Raw genomic sequence first — 16,328 nt, 5'->3', positions numbered from 1 at the left:
CTGCGAAGTGTTTATCTCAAACATCAGAGGAGAAGCGCAAGGAAACACCGTGAAGTGAAGAGGGTCGTCAAAAAGGCTGAAATTCTCCATCAAAAGACGCGCCCTTCCATTGGTGTGAAGCATGGGCGTATCCCGTTGAACGGCCCAAGTTCATCCGCTTTGGGACAGCTTATCAAAGGGTTCAAGTATTAACCCAAAATATCAACCTGTGTGATTTTGATTCATTCTTTGAATGAACGAAATCACACAGGATACCAAGCGATAGCGCGGTAGGGTAGGCGTACAAAATTAGGGTGCCGGAGATATTGATCTATAAAGGTTGTCGAGAAAATCTTGACACATACATAAAGAAATTTTTAGTAGACAGACCGCGCATTTTTTCGTACTATTTATACTGGACACGGATGATATCCGAACGATTTATGCATCGCTTTGTTTTAGTGACGTTTAAGTCATTGATAAGCTGATGCGCCGAAATAAAGGAGGCATCATTCATATAATGATTTCCGTCAACGATTTTAAAACGGGTTTAACGATTGAAGTGGACGGCGGCATTTGGCAAGTCCTTGAATTTCAACACGTCAAGCCAGGTAAAGGCGCCGCGTTCGTCCGCTCCAAACTGCGCAATTTGCGTACGGGAGCCATTCAGGAGAAAACCTTCCGGGCAGGAGAAAAAGTCGATCAAGCCCGTATTGAAAACCGTAAAATGCAATATTTGTACGCAAATGGCCCGATTCATACGTTTATGGACCTTGAAACGTACGAACAAATTGAATTAAACGAAAATCAAATTAAAGAACAATTGAATTTCTTGAAAGAGAATATGGAAGTGCATATTCAAAGCTTTGAAGGAGAAACCCTCGGCGTTGAGCTGCCGAACACCGTGGAACTTGAAGTTGTTGAAACCGAACCTGGTATCAAAGGTGACACGGCTTCCGGCGGTTCCAAACCGGCAACTCTTGAGACCGGTTATGTCGTTCAAGTGCCGTTTTTCGTCAATGTTGGCGATAAACTCATCATTGACACGCGCAGCGGCCAATATGTTTCGCGCGCTTAATGCCTATACCTTTAACCCCGTCCCACTATGGGAGGGGTTTTTTATTTTACGGGTAAGAAAGTCACATTTTTTTGGTAGCATAAAAGCGATTGAGGCACTGCCGATAAAGGCTTCCACTGCTAGGTATGTCATTTAGTGGACCATATAGGAGCGATTAAACCTGTAAAAAACTGGAGCATATGCGAGATTTTCAGTCAGAACCACATAGAAAATGGACAAAAACCTTAAGATCCTTACCAAAACCAAGTTTTCGCAATCATTCGGTCGCCTTACCCGAAAATTGTTGCTTTATTTCATTTCCTTCGGGTCTGTCGATCCGACTTTCCAAAAACTTTTGGATGGGAATATTGATATATATGAATAACCCAGTAATTAAAATGCTAAAAAACCACCCCAAGACCTGCTTATAAATCAGCATTTTACCGTAACCATCGACACTGTATCTTTGGAGCAAAAATGCCGTTAAACCCGCCATAAATAGACCTCTGATAATGAAGCAGAGTTGGATGATCTGAAACCATTTAAAAATTCCCTTTTGAAAATATAACCATAAGCTGTCCTTTCGTTTGTATCCTAGCATATAGGCAAAATCAACGGCAAAATATAAAGAAAAAGGCCGTTTAATGATGAAGGCGAAAAGATGGATCATAACATAAAACAAACCCAGATAGATATCGTTCTCCAACATGCGCTCTGCTGAACCTGATAGGATGTCAGCAACGTTATCAAGGACCAACGACCCAAGGATGAATAATCCTGTAATATTAAATTGTTTTTCCACAAAAAACCGATAACAGGTGTAGACAATTCCCGGAACCGACGAAATCAGAATGGCTGCATAGTCTCCTACAAGATCCCTGCCATATTCCCATATGAGATACGGTACGGCGGCATAGAAAATCACATCCATAAGAATGAATCGATTTAAACTACTTTTTTTCATTTCCAAATACCCCCATAACCCCTTTTCTAGCTAAAATGTCCCGTATAAAGGTTAATCTCCACTTTTCCACAAAACGGCTGCTCTTGTTTAATGTCATCTTTCTGTAATTCTTCGATATTTTTAATATTATTTTAACACAAAACGGCTGCTCTTGTTTAATGTCATCTTTCTGTAATTCTTCGATATTTTTAATATTATTTTAACATAAATAACCAAATACATTGGTCATCACAACATTATTCACCTTCTCAACCCCACCAGAAGTTACATTGCCTCCAATATGTATAACTGCCTCCGACCCTAGTCGTTTTATAAGTGAAGATAAAGTTTCTCTTCCTTTTCTCCATCTTCTGTATTTTTCATCATCCGACATCCTATTGCATCGGTCCATAACATCAAAATATTAAAAGCTAGTTCATATGTTGTTCACAAAATAATAGAAAAGTGCCGAGATTTGGCTTTTGGTTATCATAATTCGGGCATAAAGGGTACAGGCCCGCATATATTGTAGTGATAATAGATTAAAAAATACGCTAAAAAGGATGAGCGTTAATGGAAACCATCCGGAGAATCTTGCCTCCTGTGATCCAACGCGCGATCGCCAATTTGCCGAAGAAAGACATCCGCCAACTCGAAGAAATCCGTTTAAGAGTCAACCAACCCGTGGAGCTCGTACTGGATGGACAAACCCTTTTTTTGGACAAGATTCCCCGCTTTTCTTTAGAAGGCGTCAGGTATGTTCTGGATCGTCTCGGCGAATATTCTCTCTATACACTAGAAGAAGAGTTAAAAAGGGGATATGTGACGATTGAAGGGGGCCACAGGGTGGGACTTGCTGGGAGGGTGGTCACCAACAACGGATATGTCAAGCTGATAAGAGATATTAGTTCGTTTAATATTCGCATTGCTCGGGAAAAAATCGGTGCCGCACAATCCGTCGCCGATCACCTTGTCGATCGCGGTAGGTGGTTAAATACTCTCATCATCGGTCCACCTCAGACGGGTAAAACGACATTACTCAGAGATATTGCGCGAATGGCAAGTAGCGGTGTGCCTACCGTTTCCGCAAAGAAAGTGGGCATTGTGGATGAGCGATCCGAAATCGCAGGGTGCATCAAAGGCGTTCCACAAAATAATTTAGGTCAACGCGTTGATGTTTTAGATGCTTGCCCGAAAGCGGAAGGGTTGATGATGCTTATTCGCTCGATGAGCCCAGATTTAATTGTAGTGGATGAAATCGGCAGAAAAGAGGATACAGAAGCGCTTTTTGAGGCGTTGAATGCCGGAGTGACGATTATCGCAAGCGCACACGGCTTTAATCTCGAACAGATTAAGCAGCGTCCAACCGTGCGTCCGCTTTTTGAACACCAATTATTTGACCGCTATATCATTATTTCCCGGCGCCATGGTCCAGGTTCCATTGAGGCCGTTTTGGATGGCACGGGGAAAACGATCGTTCGAAAGGAAAGCGGTGCGGCTTCATGAAATGGATCGGAGCCTTACTGATTCTGATATCTGCTACTAGCATCGGCCGTTTTTTTGCCCAGCAATACCGTGAGCGGCCGCGGCAATTGCGACAGTTGAAATCAGCGCTTCAATCGCTTGAGACGGAAATCACTTATGGCCTATCACCGATCGGCACGGCGGCCCGCCGTCTTTCGGAACAATTGCCGCACCCTGTGAATACGTTCTTTTATCTTCTTTCTGAAAAACTTGCATACGGGGAAGTCACCTTGAAAGAGGCGTGGGACGAGACGCTGCAGCAGTTTTGGCCGCAGACGGCGATGAAAAAAAATGAACTGGAAATCATGAAGCAGTTCGGTGCGACACTTGGCTTGTCAGACAGGGAAAACCAGCAAAAGCAAATCCGCCTCGCGCTTTCGCATTTGGAACGAGAGGAAGCCGAAGCCCGCGCGGCTCAAAGCCAATATGAAAAGACTTTGAAAAGCCTTGGCATCCTGGCTGGCCTTCTGTTGGTCATCCTCTTAATCTAATCATCCGCCTTTAGGAGGACACATCATGTCAATAGATGTCCAAACGATTTTTCAAATCGCAGGGATCGGTATTATCGTGGCGATGATCCAAACCGTACTCAAACAAATGGGTAAAGATGATTGGTCCCAGTGGGTGACGCTCATTGGGTTTGTCGTCATCCTCTATATGGTCGCCTCTTTGATTGGCGATTTATTTGACAAGATTCGGGATGTATTTCTGTTTAATGGGTAGGGGGGATTGGCGATCGAAATTTTACAAATCGTTGGCATAGGGATGGTCGCCACCTTTCTAGCCCTTATTTTGAATGAACATAAGCCGGTCTTCGGTTTAATGCTTATCATTTTTGTCGGTGCCTTGATTTTTATCTTTCTTATTGGAAAAATCGAAGAAATCATTAATACGCTGGAGCAACTCGCCGTCAATGCCCATTTAAACATCGTCTATGTTGAGACGATTTTGAAGATTGTTGGCATTGCTTATATTGCCGAATTCGGTGTTCAAATTGCCCGCGATGCTGGTCAAGGCGCGCTCGCATCAAAAATTGAGCTGGCTGGTAAAGTCATCATTTTAGTTATGGCTATTCCGATCATTACGGCGATCATTAAAACCGTCATTGGCATGATTCCTCAATAACGGAGGGACCAGTTATGCACGTCCATACACCACGCTCTTTGCAATGCCTCATTGCCCTATTTGTCCTCTTTATCTTCTGGGCGCATCCGGTACAAGCCAGCGGTGAAAATCCCGTGCAAAAATGGGAAGATACCGAGCTTTCCGAACTCGACCTCAGCAATGTGAAAAAATTCTGGGATCAAGTGGTCACGGAGTATGATGGCTTTCTGCCCGAAATTCAAAAGACGGATTTCGAGGAATTTTTAAAATCGGACAAGCACGGTCTATTCCAAAAATGGTTGACCGGAATGATGCGCTATTTCTTTCATGAACTATTAGTGAACGGGAAATTATTGGGAACGCTCATCTTATTGACGGTCTTTTCTATGGTTTTACAAGCCATACAAAATGCTTTTGAATATAAAAACGTCTCAAAGATCGCCTATGCCGTCATTTATTTAGTCTTGATCATCATTGCCTTAAATTCCTTTAAGGTGGCCATTTCTTACACGACGGATGCGATCCATGATATGAGCCATTTTTTGCTCGCTTTGATGCCGATGTTATTGGCGCTGATGATCTCTGGCGGGAATGTGACAGCCGTCGCCTTTTTTCACCCGATCATCGTCTTTTTGATCAATGTGAGCGGCTGGTTAATCGCCGGTTTTATTTTGCCATTGTTGTTTTTATCGGCTTTGCTTTCCATTGTCAGCACGCTAACGGAGCATTATAAAGTCACGCAGCTTGCCGGATTAATGAGGAATTTGGCGATTGGCACCCTCGCCATCTTTTTTGCCGTGTTCCTTGGGGTGATGTCCGTGCAAGGGGCGGCTTCATCCATTACCGATGGGGTCGTGTTGAAGACGGCCAAATTTATTACGGGGAATTTCGTTCCTGTTGTCGGGAGGATGTTCACCGATGCGACCGATACGATTCTTAATGCATCGGTACTGGTGAAAAATACGATTGGCATTGCCGGCCTTGTCATCCTTATTCTCATTACCGCGTTTCCAGCATTAAAAGTGTTCGCTTTAGCGTTGATTTATAATCTGGCTTCGGCCATCTTGCAGCCTCTTGGTGGCGGTCCGGTCATCGACTGTCTGTCCATTATCGGAAAAAGCTTGATTTTTATTTTCGCCGCACTCGGCATCGTCTCGATCATGTTTTTTCTTGCCGTGACGATTATTATTGCTTCCGGTAACTTATCGCTGATGGTTCGTTAGGGAGGGAGCGCCTTGTCTGTCGTCTATCATTGGATCACTCAGATTATTATGCTCATCATGCTTGCGATCGTGCTGGAGATGCTTTTGCCGAATGATAGTTTCAAGCGTTACGTTCATATGGTCATCGGCCTTGTGTTAATCGTTGCTTTGCTCAGTCCCATAATGAAACTTTTTAATACACCGGCGGAGGAAATTCTAAAGAGCATCCACCTTCCGCAGCAAGAAGATCCGTTAAAAAAATCAATAAATGATAACAAAAAAGTAATAGAATCGAATCTTACCTCATATATTCAACAACAAACGGCTGTCCAAATGAAAAACTATGTACAGAAGGAGTTGATGGCACGCTTTCACGTGGCGATTGAAGACATCGAGCCGGAGATCACCCCCGACAAAACAGATGCGCCTGTCGCCTCCGTTAAAGTCGTACTCGGACAAGCAGCTAGTGATGAGACTATTCATAACGTTGAACCGGTAAAAGAAGTGCACATTGCGGTGACGGAGCAAAAATCTTCAAAGAATGACTCTTCTGAGGAAAGGATCGGTCAAAATGTAAAGGTGCGTCAATTTCTCGCTGAAAAATGGGGGCTCAGCCCGGAACAAATCGCGCTTCAATGGAAGGAGAGCTCATAGGTCATGTCACCGCAGGAGATGTTTTCGAGATTTTTCCAAAATAAAGATTCAAATACAAAAAAGAAAAAGCCGCCGTTTTCTACCTTGGTCATCTTGTTGGTTGCGGGCATCGGCCTTATGCTTTTGAGTCATTTCTACGGAGCCGGGTCGAAATCCCCGTCGGCATCTCCGGCGAACGCCGAGCCCCAATCCTTATCCGATGAAGTCTCCTCTTTCAAAAACAATGAAAAGAAGTCATTTGAAACGATGCAAGATTATGCCGCTTATTACGAGGAAAACTTGAAGAATATTTTAGATAAGGTCATGGGAGTCTCGAATGTCAATGTTTGGATCACCCTTTCGACTTCCGAGCAAAACGTCTACGAAAAAGATGATAAAACCAATCAAACGCGGACAAATGAACAAGACCGTAACGGTGGCACCCGAGAGACAACGGAAACGAATCGCGATGAAAGCATTGTCATTGTAGATGGCGGAAACGGGAAAGGGCCGCTCATCGTTACAAAACGGAGCCCGATTGTAGAAGGAGTCGTCGTGGTTGCCGACGGTGTGGAAAACCCCACAGTCAAAAATTGGATCAAAGATGCCGCAAGTTCGGTACTGAATGTACCTTCTTATAAAGTGATTGTTATTCCAGCAAAATCGAAGGAGGATGCAAATGGTGCTTAAAAAACAAACCGTATGGTTACTTACCATGTTAAGTCTGATCGTCGTTTTAAGTGTCTATTATGTCACAACCCCGGGCGGAAATCCACAGGAAGTCGCCAACGTAAACAATAAGGCAAAACAAGCGGCGAAAGAAAATGGTTTGACGGCGAGCTCCATCGCGACAGATCAACTGGCCGCCTACAGCTTGGAACGCGATCAAGTCCGCCACGATCAAGTGGCTAAACTCGAGGGGCAAATGGCAGCTAAAGATGCGACGGCAGTGGAAGTTAGCAAAGCCCAAGATGAATTAGAGGCCATCAACAATCTAGAAAGCAAAGAAAAAATGTTGGAAGATATGATTATGTCTAAAGGTTATGATGATGCCGTCGTCGACGCGACTCACGACGGACAAGTCAATGTCTATGTCCAAGCAGACAGTTTATCCAATGAACAAGCGAATGAAATTATAAAAATGGTGATCGACCAGCTCGGCATCTCCGACGTTCGCGTCACCTACGAACCTTCCAAAACAAAATGATCCGGCGCGCTGTTGCAGATTGCAACGGCTTTTTTTTATTGGAAAGTTAGTCTAACTTTTTTAGGTCAGCATAAAGGTAACACAGGCTCTGCTATTGCCTAAAAAGCTTGGTAGAGCTTTGTTTTTCCTTGGCAGAGCCAAGTTCACATTATCAAAAAAGAAGGACGCGTTTGCAGTGTTTTAGAAAATCTTGCGACAATAGCCATGGGCCGCCCGACATGGTAAACTGAAAGAGCCACCTATTTGATTTGAAAGGTAAGGCATGCTCTCAGCATCTTCCGGCCAGGTTGTACGAAAGAAAAAAAGATATGGTATAATGCACGTAAATGGTTTTTGATATTTTAAAAAGGAGTGCGTCACGTTGCTTAAGGTTCAAGAAATTCGTGAACTTATAAAATTAATCAATGATTCAAAGATTGATGAATTTGAATATGAAACCGAAGGGACTAAGGTGATTCTGCGGAAAAATCGTCCATCCGAACCATCACCGGCGGCTGTACCAGTTACTCAGGCACAAGCCCCTGTTCAGGCAGCACCTGTTGTGGTGAATCCGGTTCCGGCTGATTCATCCGTTCAACCCAATCAAGAAGAACTTAAGGAAACGAGAGTTGATTCAAACTTACATAAAATCATTTCACCGATGGTTGGCACGTTCTATGCTGCGCCAAACCCTGATGCTGAACCGTATGTAAAAGTCGGTTCAAAAGTGAATCCGGACACCGTCGTTTGCATCGTTGAGGCTATGAAATTATTCAATGAAATTGAGGCCGAGGTAAAAGGCGAGATCGTGGAAGTGCTTGTCGAAAACGGCCAATTGGTTGAATATGGACAACCACTTTTCTTAGTTAAAACGGAATAGGGGATGTCGTATGATTAAAAAATTGCTTGTGGCTAATCGCGGTGAAATCGCGGTGCGCATCATTCGCGCGTGCCGGGAAATGGGCATCGAAACGGTTGCCGTTTATTCAGAGGCTGACCGGGATGCGCTTCACGTCCAAATGGCGGATGAAGCGTATTGCATCGGGCCGAAATCATCGAAAGACAGTTATTTAAATTTAACGAGCATCATCAGCGTCGCCACGCTGACCGGAGTGGACGCGATTCACCCGGGTTATGGCTTTTTAGCCGAGAACGCCGATTTTGCCGAGTTATGCCAAGAATGTAACATTATTTTCATCGGGCCGAGCCCGGAAGCCATCAGCAAAATGGGCATCAAGGATGTCGCCAAAAGCACGATGAAAGAAGCGGGTGTGCCGGTTGTACCAGGTTCCGACGGTGTGGTGGAATCCATTGAAGAGGCTTTGCAAGTCGCGGAAACGATCGGTTATCCGGTAATTATAAAAGCGACAGCCGGTGGCGGCGGCAAAGGCATACGCATCGCCCGCGACCCTGAAGAACTCAAACATGGCATGACGGTTACCCAACGGGAAGCGGCGTCAGCATTTGGCAACCCTGGGGTATATATTGAAAAATTTATCGAAGACTTCCGTCACGTAGAAATCCAAGTGTTGGCTGACCAACACGGCAATGTTATTCATCTTGGTGAAAGGGACTGTTCCATTCAACGACGGCTACAAAAACTTGTTGAAGAATCACCTTCCCCTGCGCTGACTGAAGAAAAACGGCGGGAGATGGGTGAGGCGTCTGTTAAGGCGGCAAAAGCCGTTAATTACACCGGTGCCGGAACGATTGAGTATATATACGATAAAGACGGCAATTTTTATTTTATGGAGATGAATACGCGCATCCAAGTCGAACATCCCGTTACGGAATTTGTCACTGGCATTGATATTGTTAAGGAACAAATTCACATTGCTTCCGGAGAGCCGCTCTCCATTAAGCAAGAGGATGTCACGTTTACCGGACATGCGATTGAATGCCGAGTGAACGCGGAAAACCCTTGGAAAAATTTCATGCCGTCACCTGGTAAAGTCAACATGTACTTACCCCCAGGCGGTCCGGGTGTTCGCGTCGACTCAGCGGTTTATCCAGGATATACGATTCCCCCATATTATGATTCAATGGTAGCCAAAATCATCGTTTATGGGAAAAACCGTGAGGAAGCCGTCAACAAAATGAAACGGGCGCTCGGCGAGACCGTCGTGGAAGGCATTCACACGACGATTCCTTTCCATTTGAAGCTGTTTGAACATCCCGTTTTTATTAGTGGGGATTTTAATACAAAGTTTTTAGAGCTTTATCCGATCAAAGAAGAGGACTAAGCACAGGAGGTGAGTGGAATGGACGAAAAACCCCAGCACTATGATGATACGGAACATGACGTGTACGATTTGGAAGATGGTGATGTCGAGCTTGGCCGGGTAGAAATTTCTCCGGAAGTCATCGAAGTGATTGCCGGCCTTGCCGCTTCGGAAGTAAGGGGCGTCGCTTTTATGCATGGCGGTTTTGCCACCGGCGTTGCCGAAAAAATCGGCCGTAAAAATTACGGAAAAGGCGTGAAAGTCGACCTTACCGAAGACGGCATGACTATTGATGTTCAACTGCACATGAATTACGGCGTCTCAATCCCCGATGTCAGCCGGGAAGTGCAGGAAAACATCGCTCAAACGTTGCGCACAATGACGGCCCTTGAAGCAACCGCCATCAATGTGCATGTTGTCGGCATCCATTTTGATCAAGGAAAAGCAAACGCGGAGTAACAACTGCATCAAAGGGGCTTCCCCTTTGATTTTTTTTAAGAACGGCCTTATAGATGGAAAAAAGGGCGGCAACAATGCTTCTATGGAAAGAAAAAATGTGTGCCGCTTTTCGATTTGGCCGAATGTTAACGAGGTATACGTGTGAGACATCAGGAAAGGAAGAACAAAGGATGAATCGCAGAAAAGCGAGGGAAAAAGCCGTTCAAGCGCTTTTTCAAATCGAGGTTGGTGGGACGAGTCCAGAAGAGGCGTTGGAGACGGTCTGCGGGGATGACCACGATCCGTTTTTAAGGGATTTGGTCATGACAACCACTAACCATTTGCCGGAAATCGACAACCTAATTAAAAAATACTTAATCAAGTGGCCTTTTGAACGTTTAGGGAATGTCGACAAGGCCATCATGCGCTTAGCGGTAAGCGAATTTTTATATTTTGATGAGATTCCCGTTAAAGCGACCTTAAATGAGGCGATCGAGATGGCAAAAACGTTCGGCGATGATGACACGAGACGGTTTACGAACGGTGTCTTATCAAAAATCGTCAATGAAGAGGGCATTTTAAAAAAATAATTTGAGGAGGAGAAAGGATGGCCGCGGAACTGATCAAGGGAAAAGAAGTCGCAAGCACCATCAGACAACGCTTGAAGGAAGAAACCGAAGCACTCAAGACTCGAGGCATCGTACCGGGATTGACTGTGCTATTAGTGGGAGACGATCCAGCTTCACTCTCTTATGTCAAGGGAAAAGTCAAAGCGTGTGGCGAGGTCGGTCTCCGTTCGGACTTAAAGCGCTATCCGGCAACCATCCGCGAAGAAGAGCTGTTAAAGGAAATTCAGACATGTAATGAGGATGATACCGTTGACGGCATTCTCGTCCAACTGCCGCTTCCTAAGCACATCGATGAACGCAAAGTGATTGAAGCGATTTCACCCGAGAAAGATGTTGATGGTTTTCATCCAGTAAGTGTCGGCAAAATGGTCATCGGCGAGGAGACGTTTTATTCTTGTACCCCAGCTGGGATCATAGAAATGGTCAAATCAAAAAATATCGATATCGCCGGAAAACATGTCGTTATTGTCGGCCGCAGCAATATCGTTGGCAAACCCGCAGGCTTATTGTTTCTAAAAGAAAACGCAACGGTCACCTATTGCCACTCGAAAACCGTCGGCCTAAGCAATTATACCCGGCAGGCAGATATTTTGGTCGTCGCCGTCGGCCGAGCCGGCATCATCGGTAAAGAAGATGTCAAGCCAGGGGCGGTCGTCATTGATGTCGGCGTAAACCGCAATGCCGAAGGAAAGCTTGTCGGAGATGTGCGCTTTGATGAAGTGAAGGAAGTCGCTTCTTATCTCACACCGGTTCCAGGCGGTGTCGGCCCGATGACAATTACAATGCTTTTAGCGAACACGATTAAAGCCGCCAAAAACCGCCGCGGCATATAAGGCGGTGGGATGATGGCGATACAGCGAGCGATCAGTGTCACGGCATTGACCCGCTATATTAAAAAAATGGTCGAAGGTGACCGGCATTTACGCAATATTTGGCTGCGTGGTGAGATTTCGAACTTTAAAAAGCACAGTCGCGGCCATATGTATATGACGATCAAGGATGCCGGCTCGCGCATTTCTGCCGTCATGTTTGCCCAAGACAACAGGCAGCTCACCTTTGTCCCTGAAGAAGGCATGAAAGTGCTCGCCCGAGGTGAAGTATCGTTATACGAACCGTACGGCCAATATCAATTTTATATCAAGGAAATGCAGCCGGACGGCATCGGCCATTTATATCTCCAATTTGAGGCCTTGAAAAAAAAACTGCAACAGGAAGGCTTATTTAATCCCGAGCTTAAAAAGCCGATTCCCAAAATGCCAAAAGAGATCGGCATTATTACTTCCCCAACGGGTGCTGCGATTCGCGATCTTTTTACGACGATTAAGCGGCGCATGCCGCAAGCGCGCATCACGCTTTTTCCCGTCCTTGTGCAAGGGGAATATGCCGCCTCATCCATTGCCCGCGCCATCCGCCTCGCCAATGAATTAAAGATCGTCGACGTGTTAATCGTCGGCCGCGGCGGCGGATCCATTGAAGAATTATGGGCTTTTAATGAAGAAATCGTCGCCCGGGAGATTTTTGCTTCGAAACTGCCGGTGATTTCTGCCGTCGGCCACGAAACCGATTTTACCATTGCCGATTTTGTCGCCGATTTGCGCGCGGCAACGCCTACTGCTGCTGGAGAGTTAGTCGTTCCGAACATCATTGACATTGAAAACCGACTCAAAGACCGCACGGAGCAGTTAATTTTGGCGATGAAGCGGCGCCTAACCCGCGAAAAGGAGCAACTCGATGTCTTGCGGAACAGCTATGCGTTTAAACAACCGCAACTGATCGTCAGACGCAAGGAGCAAGATCTTGACCGGATGATCGACCGTTTGGAAGAAAAAACACGCGCTCTCGTGCGAGAACGCCGCCAAAACTTTAACCATTATCAGAAGCTATTAAGTAAACATCATCCGGAGAATCTTTTAACCCAAAGCGTGAAAGATCTTCGGCAAATGAGTGAGCGCTTGAGACGGGCCATGCGCGTGTTTCATGACCGCAAAAAAAGTGCCCTAGCGCCGTTGATTACCGGGCTCAATGCACTAAGTCCTCTGAATGTCATGGAAAGAGGCTATGCCTTGCCCTTTAAGGATGGCAAGCTTTTGAAAACCGTGCATCATCTCACCCCGGGGGATGATATTCAAGTGCGATTGAAAGACGGGACGGTAGATTGTCAAGTACGGGGGATAGAGGAGGCTACAGAAAATGGCTGAAGATCATCAAAATCAGGTAGGGGAGATCGCGGAACCGACTTTCGAAGAGGCAATGGCCGAACTTGAGCAAATTGTAAGACGTTTGGAAGAAAGTGACGTGCCGCTTGAAGAAGCGATCGACCTTTTTCAGAAAGGCGTCGCACTCTCAAAACAATGCCATATGAAACTGCAAAAGGTCGAAGATCAGATTGACCGAATACTCAGCGAAGACGGTACGCTCAAGCCGCTCCGTTTTGATAAGGAAGACGATGAATGATCACGAATGCGGAAGCTTATTTAAAAGAATATAAGGGGCTGATCGATCGCGCCTTAGTAAAAAAAATTGAAGCGATCCAGACAACGCAAAAATTAAAAGAAGCGATGCTTTATTCGGTAAAAGCCGGTGGGAAACGGCTGCGGCCGATTTTATTAATGGCGGTCGTTGAGACGCTTGGCAAAGACCCGATGCTCGGCCTTGACCCAGGTTGCTCACTGGAAATGCTGCATACGTATTCCCTCATCCATGATGATTTGCCTGCCATGGATGATGATGATTTGCGTCGCGGCATGCCGACGAACCATATCGTATTCGGTGAAGCGACGGCGATTTTGGCTGGGGACGGTTTGTTAACACAAGCATTTGAATGTTTGGCTCAGGCATCTGGATTAACCAATGATCAGAAAATCGAACTGATCCAACTTTTGGCCAACGCCAGCGGTCCTGAGGGCATGGTGGCGGGTCAATCCGACGATTTAGAGTCAGAGGATCAAAAGCTTTCCATTGAAGATTTAGAGCGGATTCACCGCCGGAAAACCGGCCGACTGTTGGAATATGCCGTTGAAGCAGGAGCTGTGATTGCTCATTGCGATGATCAAGTCCGCCACCATTTAAAAATGTATGCTCGACATCTCGGTATTGCCTTTCAAATAAAGGATGATCTTCTGGATGTTGAAGGCGATGCCGCTGTCATCGGTAAACCGATTGGTAGTGACGCAGAGAAGGGAAAAAATACGTATCCGAGCTTATTGACTGTGGAAGGGGCGAAAGCGCAATTAAAGGAGCATTTCGAAAAAGCGCTTCGTTCGTTGCGCCTCGCTGGACTTCAAGTAGGGATTTTGGATGAGCTGGCGCGTTATATTATCGTCCGCGACCACTGATGGCGTTTTTTCACGGATGCGAGTCGTATCTAAATGAATCTCTATCTTAGGCGAAGTTTACCTTTACTGATTCCTGGATGAAATGGGGTATAATCGCTTTACCCTCATTCATAGAATATTTTTAGTTCCTATACTTTCTCTTTTTCCGGAAAAACTAACGGAAAGGCTTGGAGGAGGATGGGAATGGACAAAAAAATGCATCAAAAAATCTATAGAATGCGGGAACAAGGTGTTGATTCAACGATATTGAACGACGTCATCCAAGAGGCGTTCAATGCCCCAATCCGGCGTTCTGAAGATATTCTTTGGGATGATGACATCATCGTTGACGATGAGCCGGAGGACTATTTGGCGGAAGCCGAGGTCGTCCGCAAAAGGTATGACCGTTTTCGGAACGTCGGAAGAAGGCATAATTAATATAGTGACTCACAGATAATAGTATGAATTAAGGGCCATAGGTTGAACTTATGGCCCTGTTTCCGCTGAATCGGAATGTGCAATGGGTTATTGAACTGGGAATACACCATTTGAAATGGCGAGATTTTACTCATCAGATTCCACATACTGACGCAAGCTAGACAGCTTATCATCCCAATACTTTTCAAACATGGATACCCATTGTTGGACTTCTTTTAATGGCTCGGGCTGAAGTTTAAATCGCATTTCTCTTCCGCTTTTACGACTCGCAACAAGCCCCGCGTCAGTCAGAATCATTAAATGTTTGTTGACTGCTGTTCGGGTAATCGGGAACCTCTTCGTGATCGAAGTAATCGACATCTCTTTTTCTGTTAGCAATGTCAATATCCTTCTTCGGGTCGGATCGGCAATGGCCCTAAACACATCATGTTTCGTTTCAACAGCAGGCATCATTATCCCTCGATGTAGGCCACCAAAGCTTTGATGACTTTTCCTTCCCAACCTTCATCCATAATGTTGCGAACAACAGGATGCGGCTGGCCGAACTTGGTCAATGCGTTTTCATCCCAGCCGGAGTGAATGAGGGTGAACTCTGTTCGATTTTCCTCAAGTTCTTTTAATTCAAATCGAACGTGCCAATCCTTGTCCCAATCAAAGCCAAGGAGATATGGCGGCTCTAATTCGGTGACTTTACAGGGGGAATCCCCATAAGGTCCAGCGTGAAGAATGAATTCACGGCCAAGTTCAGGTTCAAATGTGTTCGGCATAAACCAAGCGGCGATTCCTTCCTGTGCGGCAACCGCTTTCCAAACCTTCTCAATGGGTGCGTTCAAAACAACTGTTTTTCTAATATCGGGTAAGGTCATTCAAGTTAGCCTCCTAAATTTCTAAAGTAACACCAAAAGGTTACATTTAAATCATAACACCTTTTGGTTACATATGCAACCAGTTTTATTTACTTATTCGCAATTAAAGGCGAAATCAGTTAAAGGCTTCCGCTGTTCGCAACTCAGTTGCGAAAACGGCCGCTTGCGCGGCGACACAGGAGGAACCAATGGTGATAGTGATGCCATTGGATGCGACACGAATGAAGCGGTATTGATCTGATAAATGTTATGGTATTGGCGGGGCCACTCCGCCAACGCGGTCTGCGTGCCGCGTTGACGTCGGAAGAAGGGACGCTTAAATATATGTTCAGGCTTCCGCTGTTCGCAACTCAGTTGCGAAAACGGCCGCTTGCGCGGCCTGAAAAATGAAGCGTCCCCGCTCTTACGAATAAATTCGACGAGCCGGATTCGCTTCATTTTTCCAGCGGAAGCCTTTGTATGTGTAAAATATTTCTCGAAGCAAAATGATGGAAAAAAATAGAGAAGGCACTCTAACATAAATGTATGCCACCAAGCAAATACATTTGAAGAGAGGCCTTCTCATGGAAAACATTATACCAAAAATATACCAATTGTTAAATGAAACTCGCGATTTTATTTCGTTTGAAGAACAGCTTAAACGGCTGATGTACAGCACATTTGCCGACGTGATGGGCATTGTCTTTGGTCAACTCGATGAAGCCATTGTGAATGAAAAAAGAAAAGAAGGATGGAAAAGAGAACGTAAAGATAAAAAGACGTTGACGTTTACTTTTGGGGCTGTGACTTACAG

At 45.4% G+C, this 16,328-nt stretch carries 22 protein-coding genes and 1 pseudogene; 20 read left to right on the top strand and 3 right to left on the bottom strand.

Annotated features, from left to right (window positions below; genetic code table 11):
* Both H532_RS20715 and efp read left to right on the top strand, forming a co-directional pair.
* A pseudogene (locus tag H532_RS20715) lies at positions 1-192 on the top strand (ISLre2 family transposase); the annotation flags it as partial.
* 307 nt (positions 193-499) lie between these two features.
* Complete coding sequence (gene efp / locus H532_RS0113010; protein WP_027725841.1) at positions 500-1,057, top strand: elongation factor P; 558 nt, start codon at positions 500-502, stop codon at positions 1,055-1,057.
* A 256-nt stretch (positions 1,058-1,313) separates the two neighbouring features.
* Here the strand turns inward: efp and H532_RS0113005 are convergent, their stop codons facing one another.
* Positions 1,314-2,000, bottom strand: coding sequence for a VC0807 family protein (locus tag H532_RS0113005; protein ID WP_027725840.1), 687 nt, complete (start codon positions 1,998-2,000; stop codon positions 1,314-1,316).
* A gap of 552 nt (positions 2,001-2,552) precedes the next feature.
* Here H532_RS0113005 and spoIIIAA point away from each other — a divergent pair.
* The 17 genes from spoIIIAA to H532_RS0112915 all read left to right on the top strand — a co-directional run bounded on the left by spoIIIAA (position 2,553) and on the right by H532_RS0112915 (position 14,669).
* Entirely contained in the window at positions 2,553-3,485 is a 933-nt protein-coding gene (spoIIIAA, locus tag H532_RS0113000) for a stage III sporulation protein AA (protein WP_027725839.1), read from the top strand.
* Positions 3,482-3,994, top strand: coding sequence for a stage III sporulation protein SpoIIIAB (gene spoIIIAB / locus H532_RS0112995; RefSeq protein ID WP_027725838.1), 513 nt, complete (start codon positions 3,482-3,484; stop codon positions 3,992-3,994). Before spoIIIAA ends, spoIIIAB begins: the two co-directional genes overlap by 4 nt.
* A 25-nt stretch (positions 3,995-4,019) precedes the next feature.
* Positions 4,020-4,226: a stage III sporulation protein AC gene (spoIIIAC, locus tag H532_RS0112990; RefSeq protein WP_027725837.1), complete on the top strand. Its 207-nt coding sequence runs from the start codon at positions 4,020-4,022 to the stop codon at positions 4,224-4,226.
* A 6-nt stretch (positions 4,227-4,232) separates the two neighbouring features.
* Positions 4,233-4,628 (top strand): stage III sporulation protein AD, encoded by a 396-nt coding sequence (gene spoIIIAD, locus H532_RS0112985; protein WP_027725836.1) that lies wholly within the window; start codon positions 4,233-4,235, stop codon positions 4,626-4,628.
* A gap of 14 nt (positions 4,629-4,642) precedes the next feature.
* Entirely contained in the window at positions 4,643-5,830 is a 1,188-nt protein-coding gene (spoIIIAE, locus tag H532_RS0112980) for a stage III sporulation protein AE (protein ID WP_027725835.1), read from the top strand.
* A 12-nt stretch (positions 5,831-5,842) separates the two neighbouring features.
* Positions 5,843-6,463 carry a stage III sporulation protein AF gene (gene spoIIIAF, locus H532_RS0112975; protein ID WP_027725834.1) on the top strand — a complete coding sequence of 207 codons (621 nt, stop codon included), beginning with the start codon at positions 5,843-5,845 and terminating at the stop codon, positions 6,461-6,463.
* 3 nt (positions 6,464-6,466) lie between these two features.
* On the top strand, positions 6,467-7,132 hold the full coding sequence (spoIIIAG, locus tag H532_RS19665; protein WP_051263337.1) for a stage III sporulation protein AG: 666 nt from the start codon (positions 6,467-6,469) through the stop codon (positions 7,130-7,132).
* Entirely contained in the window at positions 7,122-7,649 is a 528-nt protein-coding gene (locus H532_RS0112965) for a SpoIIIAH-like family protein (protein ID WP_051263336.1), read from the top strand. Before spoIIIAG ends, H532_RS0112965 begins: the two co-directional genes overlap by 11 nt.
* 361 nt (positions 7,650-8,010) lie before the next feature.
* The gene (gene accB / locus H532_RS0112960) at positions 8,011-8,508 is read left to right on the top strand and encodes an acetyl-CoA carboxylase biotin carboxyl carrier protein (protein ID WP_027725832.1); all 498 of its coding nucleotides are present in this window, start codon (positions 8,011-8,013) and stop codon (positions 8,506-8,508) included.
* A gap of 10 nt (positions 8,509-8,518) precedes the next feature.
* Positions 8,519-9,871, top strand: coding sequence for an acetyl-CoA carboxylase biotin carboxylase subunit (accC, locus tag H532_RS0112955; protein WP_027725831.1), 1,353 nt, complete (start codon positions 8,519-8,521; stop codon positions 9,869-9,871).
* An 18-nt stretch (positions 9,872-9,889) separates the two neighbouring features.
* Positions 9,890-10,309 carry an Asp23/Gls24 family envelope stress response protein gene (locus H532_RS0112950; protein ID WP_038112461.1) on the top strand — a complete coding sequence of 140 codons (420 nt, stop codon included), beginning with the start codon at positions 9,890-9,892 and terminating at the stop codon, positions 10,307-10,309.
* 170 nt (positions 10,310-10,479) lie between these two features.
* A complete protein-coding gene (nusB, locus tag H532_RS0112940) occupies positions 10,480-10,878 on the top strand; it encodes a transcription antitermination factor NusB (protein ID WP_027725829.1) in 399 nt (132 codons plus the stop codon).
* 17 nt (positions 10,879-10,895) lie between these two features.
* Positions 10,896-11,750, top strand: a complete 855-nt coding sequence (gene folD, locus H532_RS0112935) for a bifunctional methylenetetrahydrofolate dehydrogenase/methenyltetrahydrofolate cyclohydrolase FolD (RefSeq protein WP_027725828.1) — start codon at positions 10,896-10,898, stop codon at positions 11,748-11,750.
* A 12-nt stretch (positions 11,751-11,762) separates the two neighbouring features.
* Positions 11,763-13,115, top strand: coding sequence for an exodeoxyribonuclease VII large subunit (xseA, locus tag H532_RS0112930; RefSeq protein ID WP_027725827.1), 1,353 nt, complete (start codon positions 11,763-11,765; stop codon positions 13,113-13,115).
* Complete coding sequence (gene xseB, locus H532_RS0112925; RefSeq protein WP_027725826.1) at positions 13,108-13,371, top strand: exodeoxyribonuclease VII small subunit; 264 nt, start codon at positions 13,108-13,110, stop codon at positions 13,369-13,371. The genes xseA and xseB overlap by 8 nt, the downstream gene beginning before the upstream one ends.
* Positions 13,368-14,252 (top strand): polyprenyl synthetase family protein, encoded by an 885-nt coding sequence (locus H532_RS0112920; RefSeq protein ID WP_027725825.1) that lies wholly within the window; start codon positions 13,368-13,370, stop codon positions 14,250-14,252. Before xseB ends, H532_RS0112920 begins: the two co-directional genes overlap by 4 nt.
* Positions 14,253-14,435: 183 nt before the next feature.
* Positions 14,436-14,669 (top strand): hypothetical protein, encoded by a 234-nt coding sequence (locus H532_RS0112915; RefSeq protein WP_027725824.1) that lies wholly within the window; start codon positions 14,436-14,438, stop codon positions 14,667-14,669.
* 126 nt (positions 14,670-14,795) lie between these two features.
* Here the strand turns inward: H532_RS0112915 and H532_RS0112910 are convergent, their stop codons facing one another.
* Both H532_RS0112910 and H532_RS0112905 read right to left on the bottom strand, forming a co-directional pair.
* Entirely contained in the window at positions 14,796-15,119 is a 324-nt protein-coding gene (locus H532_RS0112910; protein WP_027725823.1) for an ArsR/SmtB family transcription factor, read from the bottom strand.
* Between the two features lie 2 nt (positions 15,120-15,121).
* Positions 15,122-15,535, bottom strand: a complete 414-nt coding sequence (locus H532_RS0112905) for an SRPBCC family protein (protein WP_027725822.1) — start codon at positions 15,533-15,535, stop codon at positions 15,122-15,124.
* A gap of 563 nt (positions 15,536-16,098) precedes the next feature.
* Between H532_RS0112905 and H532_RS18870 the strand changes: the two genes are divergently transcribed.
* On the top strand, positions 16,099-16,328 hold a 230-nt coding region (locus H532_RS18870; RefSeq protein WP_027724065.1), incomplete at its 3' end, for a UPF0236 family transposase-like protein.

The sequence above is a fragment of the Tuberibacillus calidus DSM 17572 genome, from assembly GCF_000430685.1.
GTDB classification, from domain to species: domain Bacteria; phylum Bacillota; class Bacilli; order Bacillales; family Sporolactobacillaceae; genus Tuberibacillus; species Tuberibacillus calidus.
This window is presented reverse-complemented; position numbering and strand designations above follow the sequence as displayed.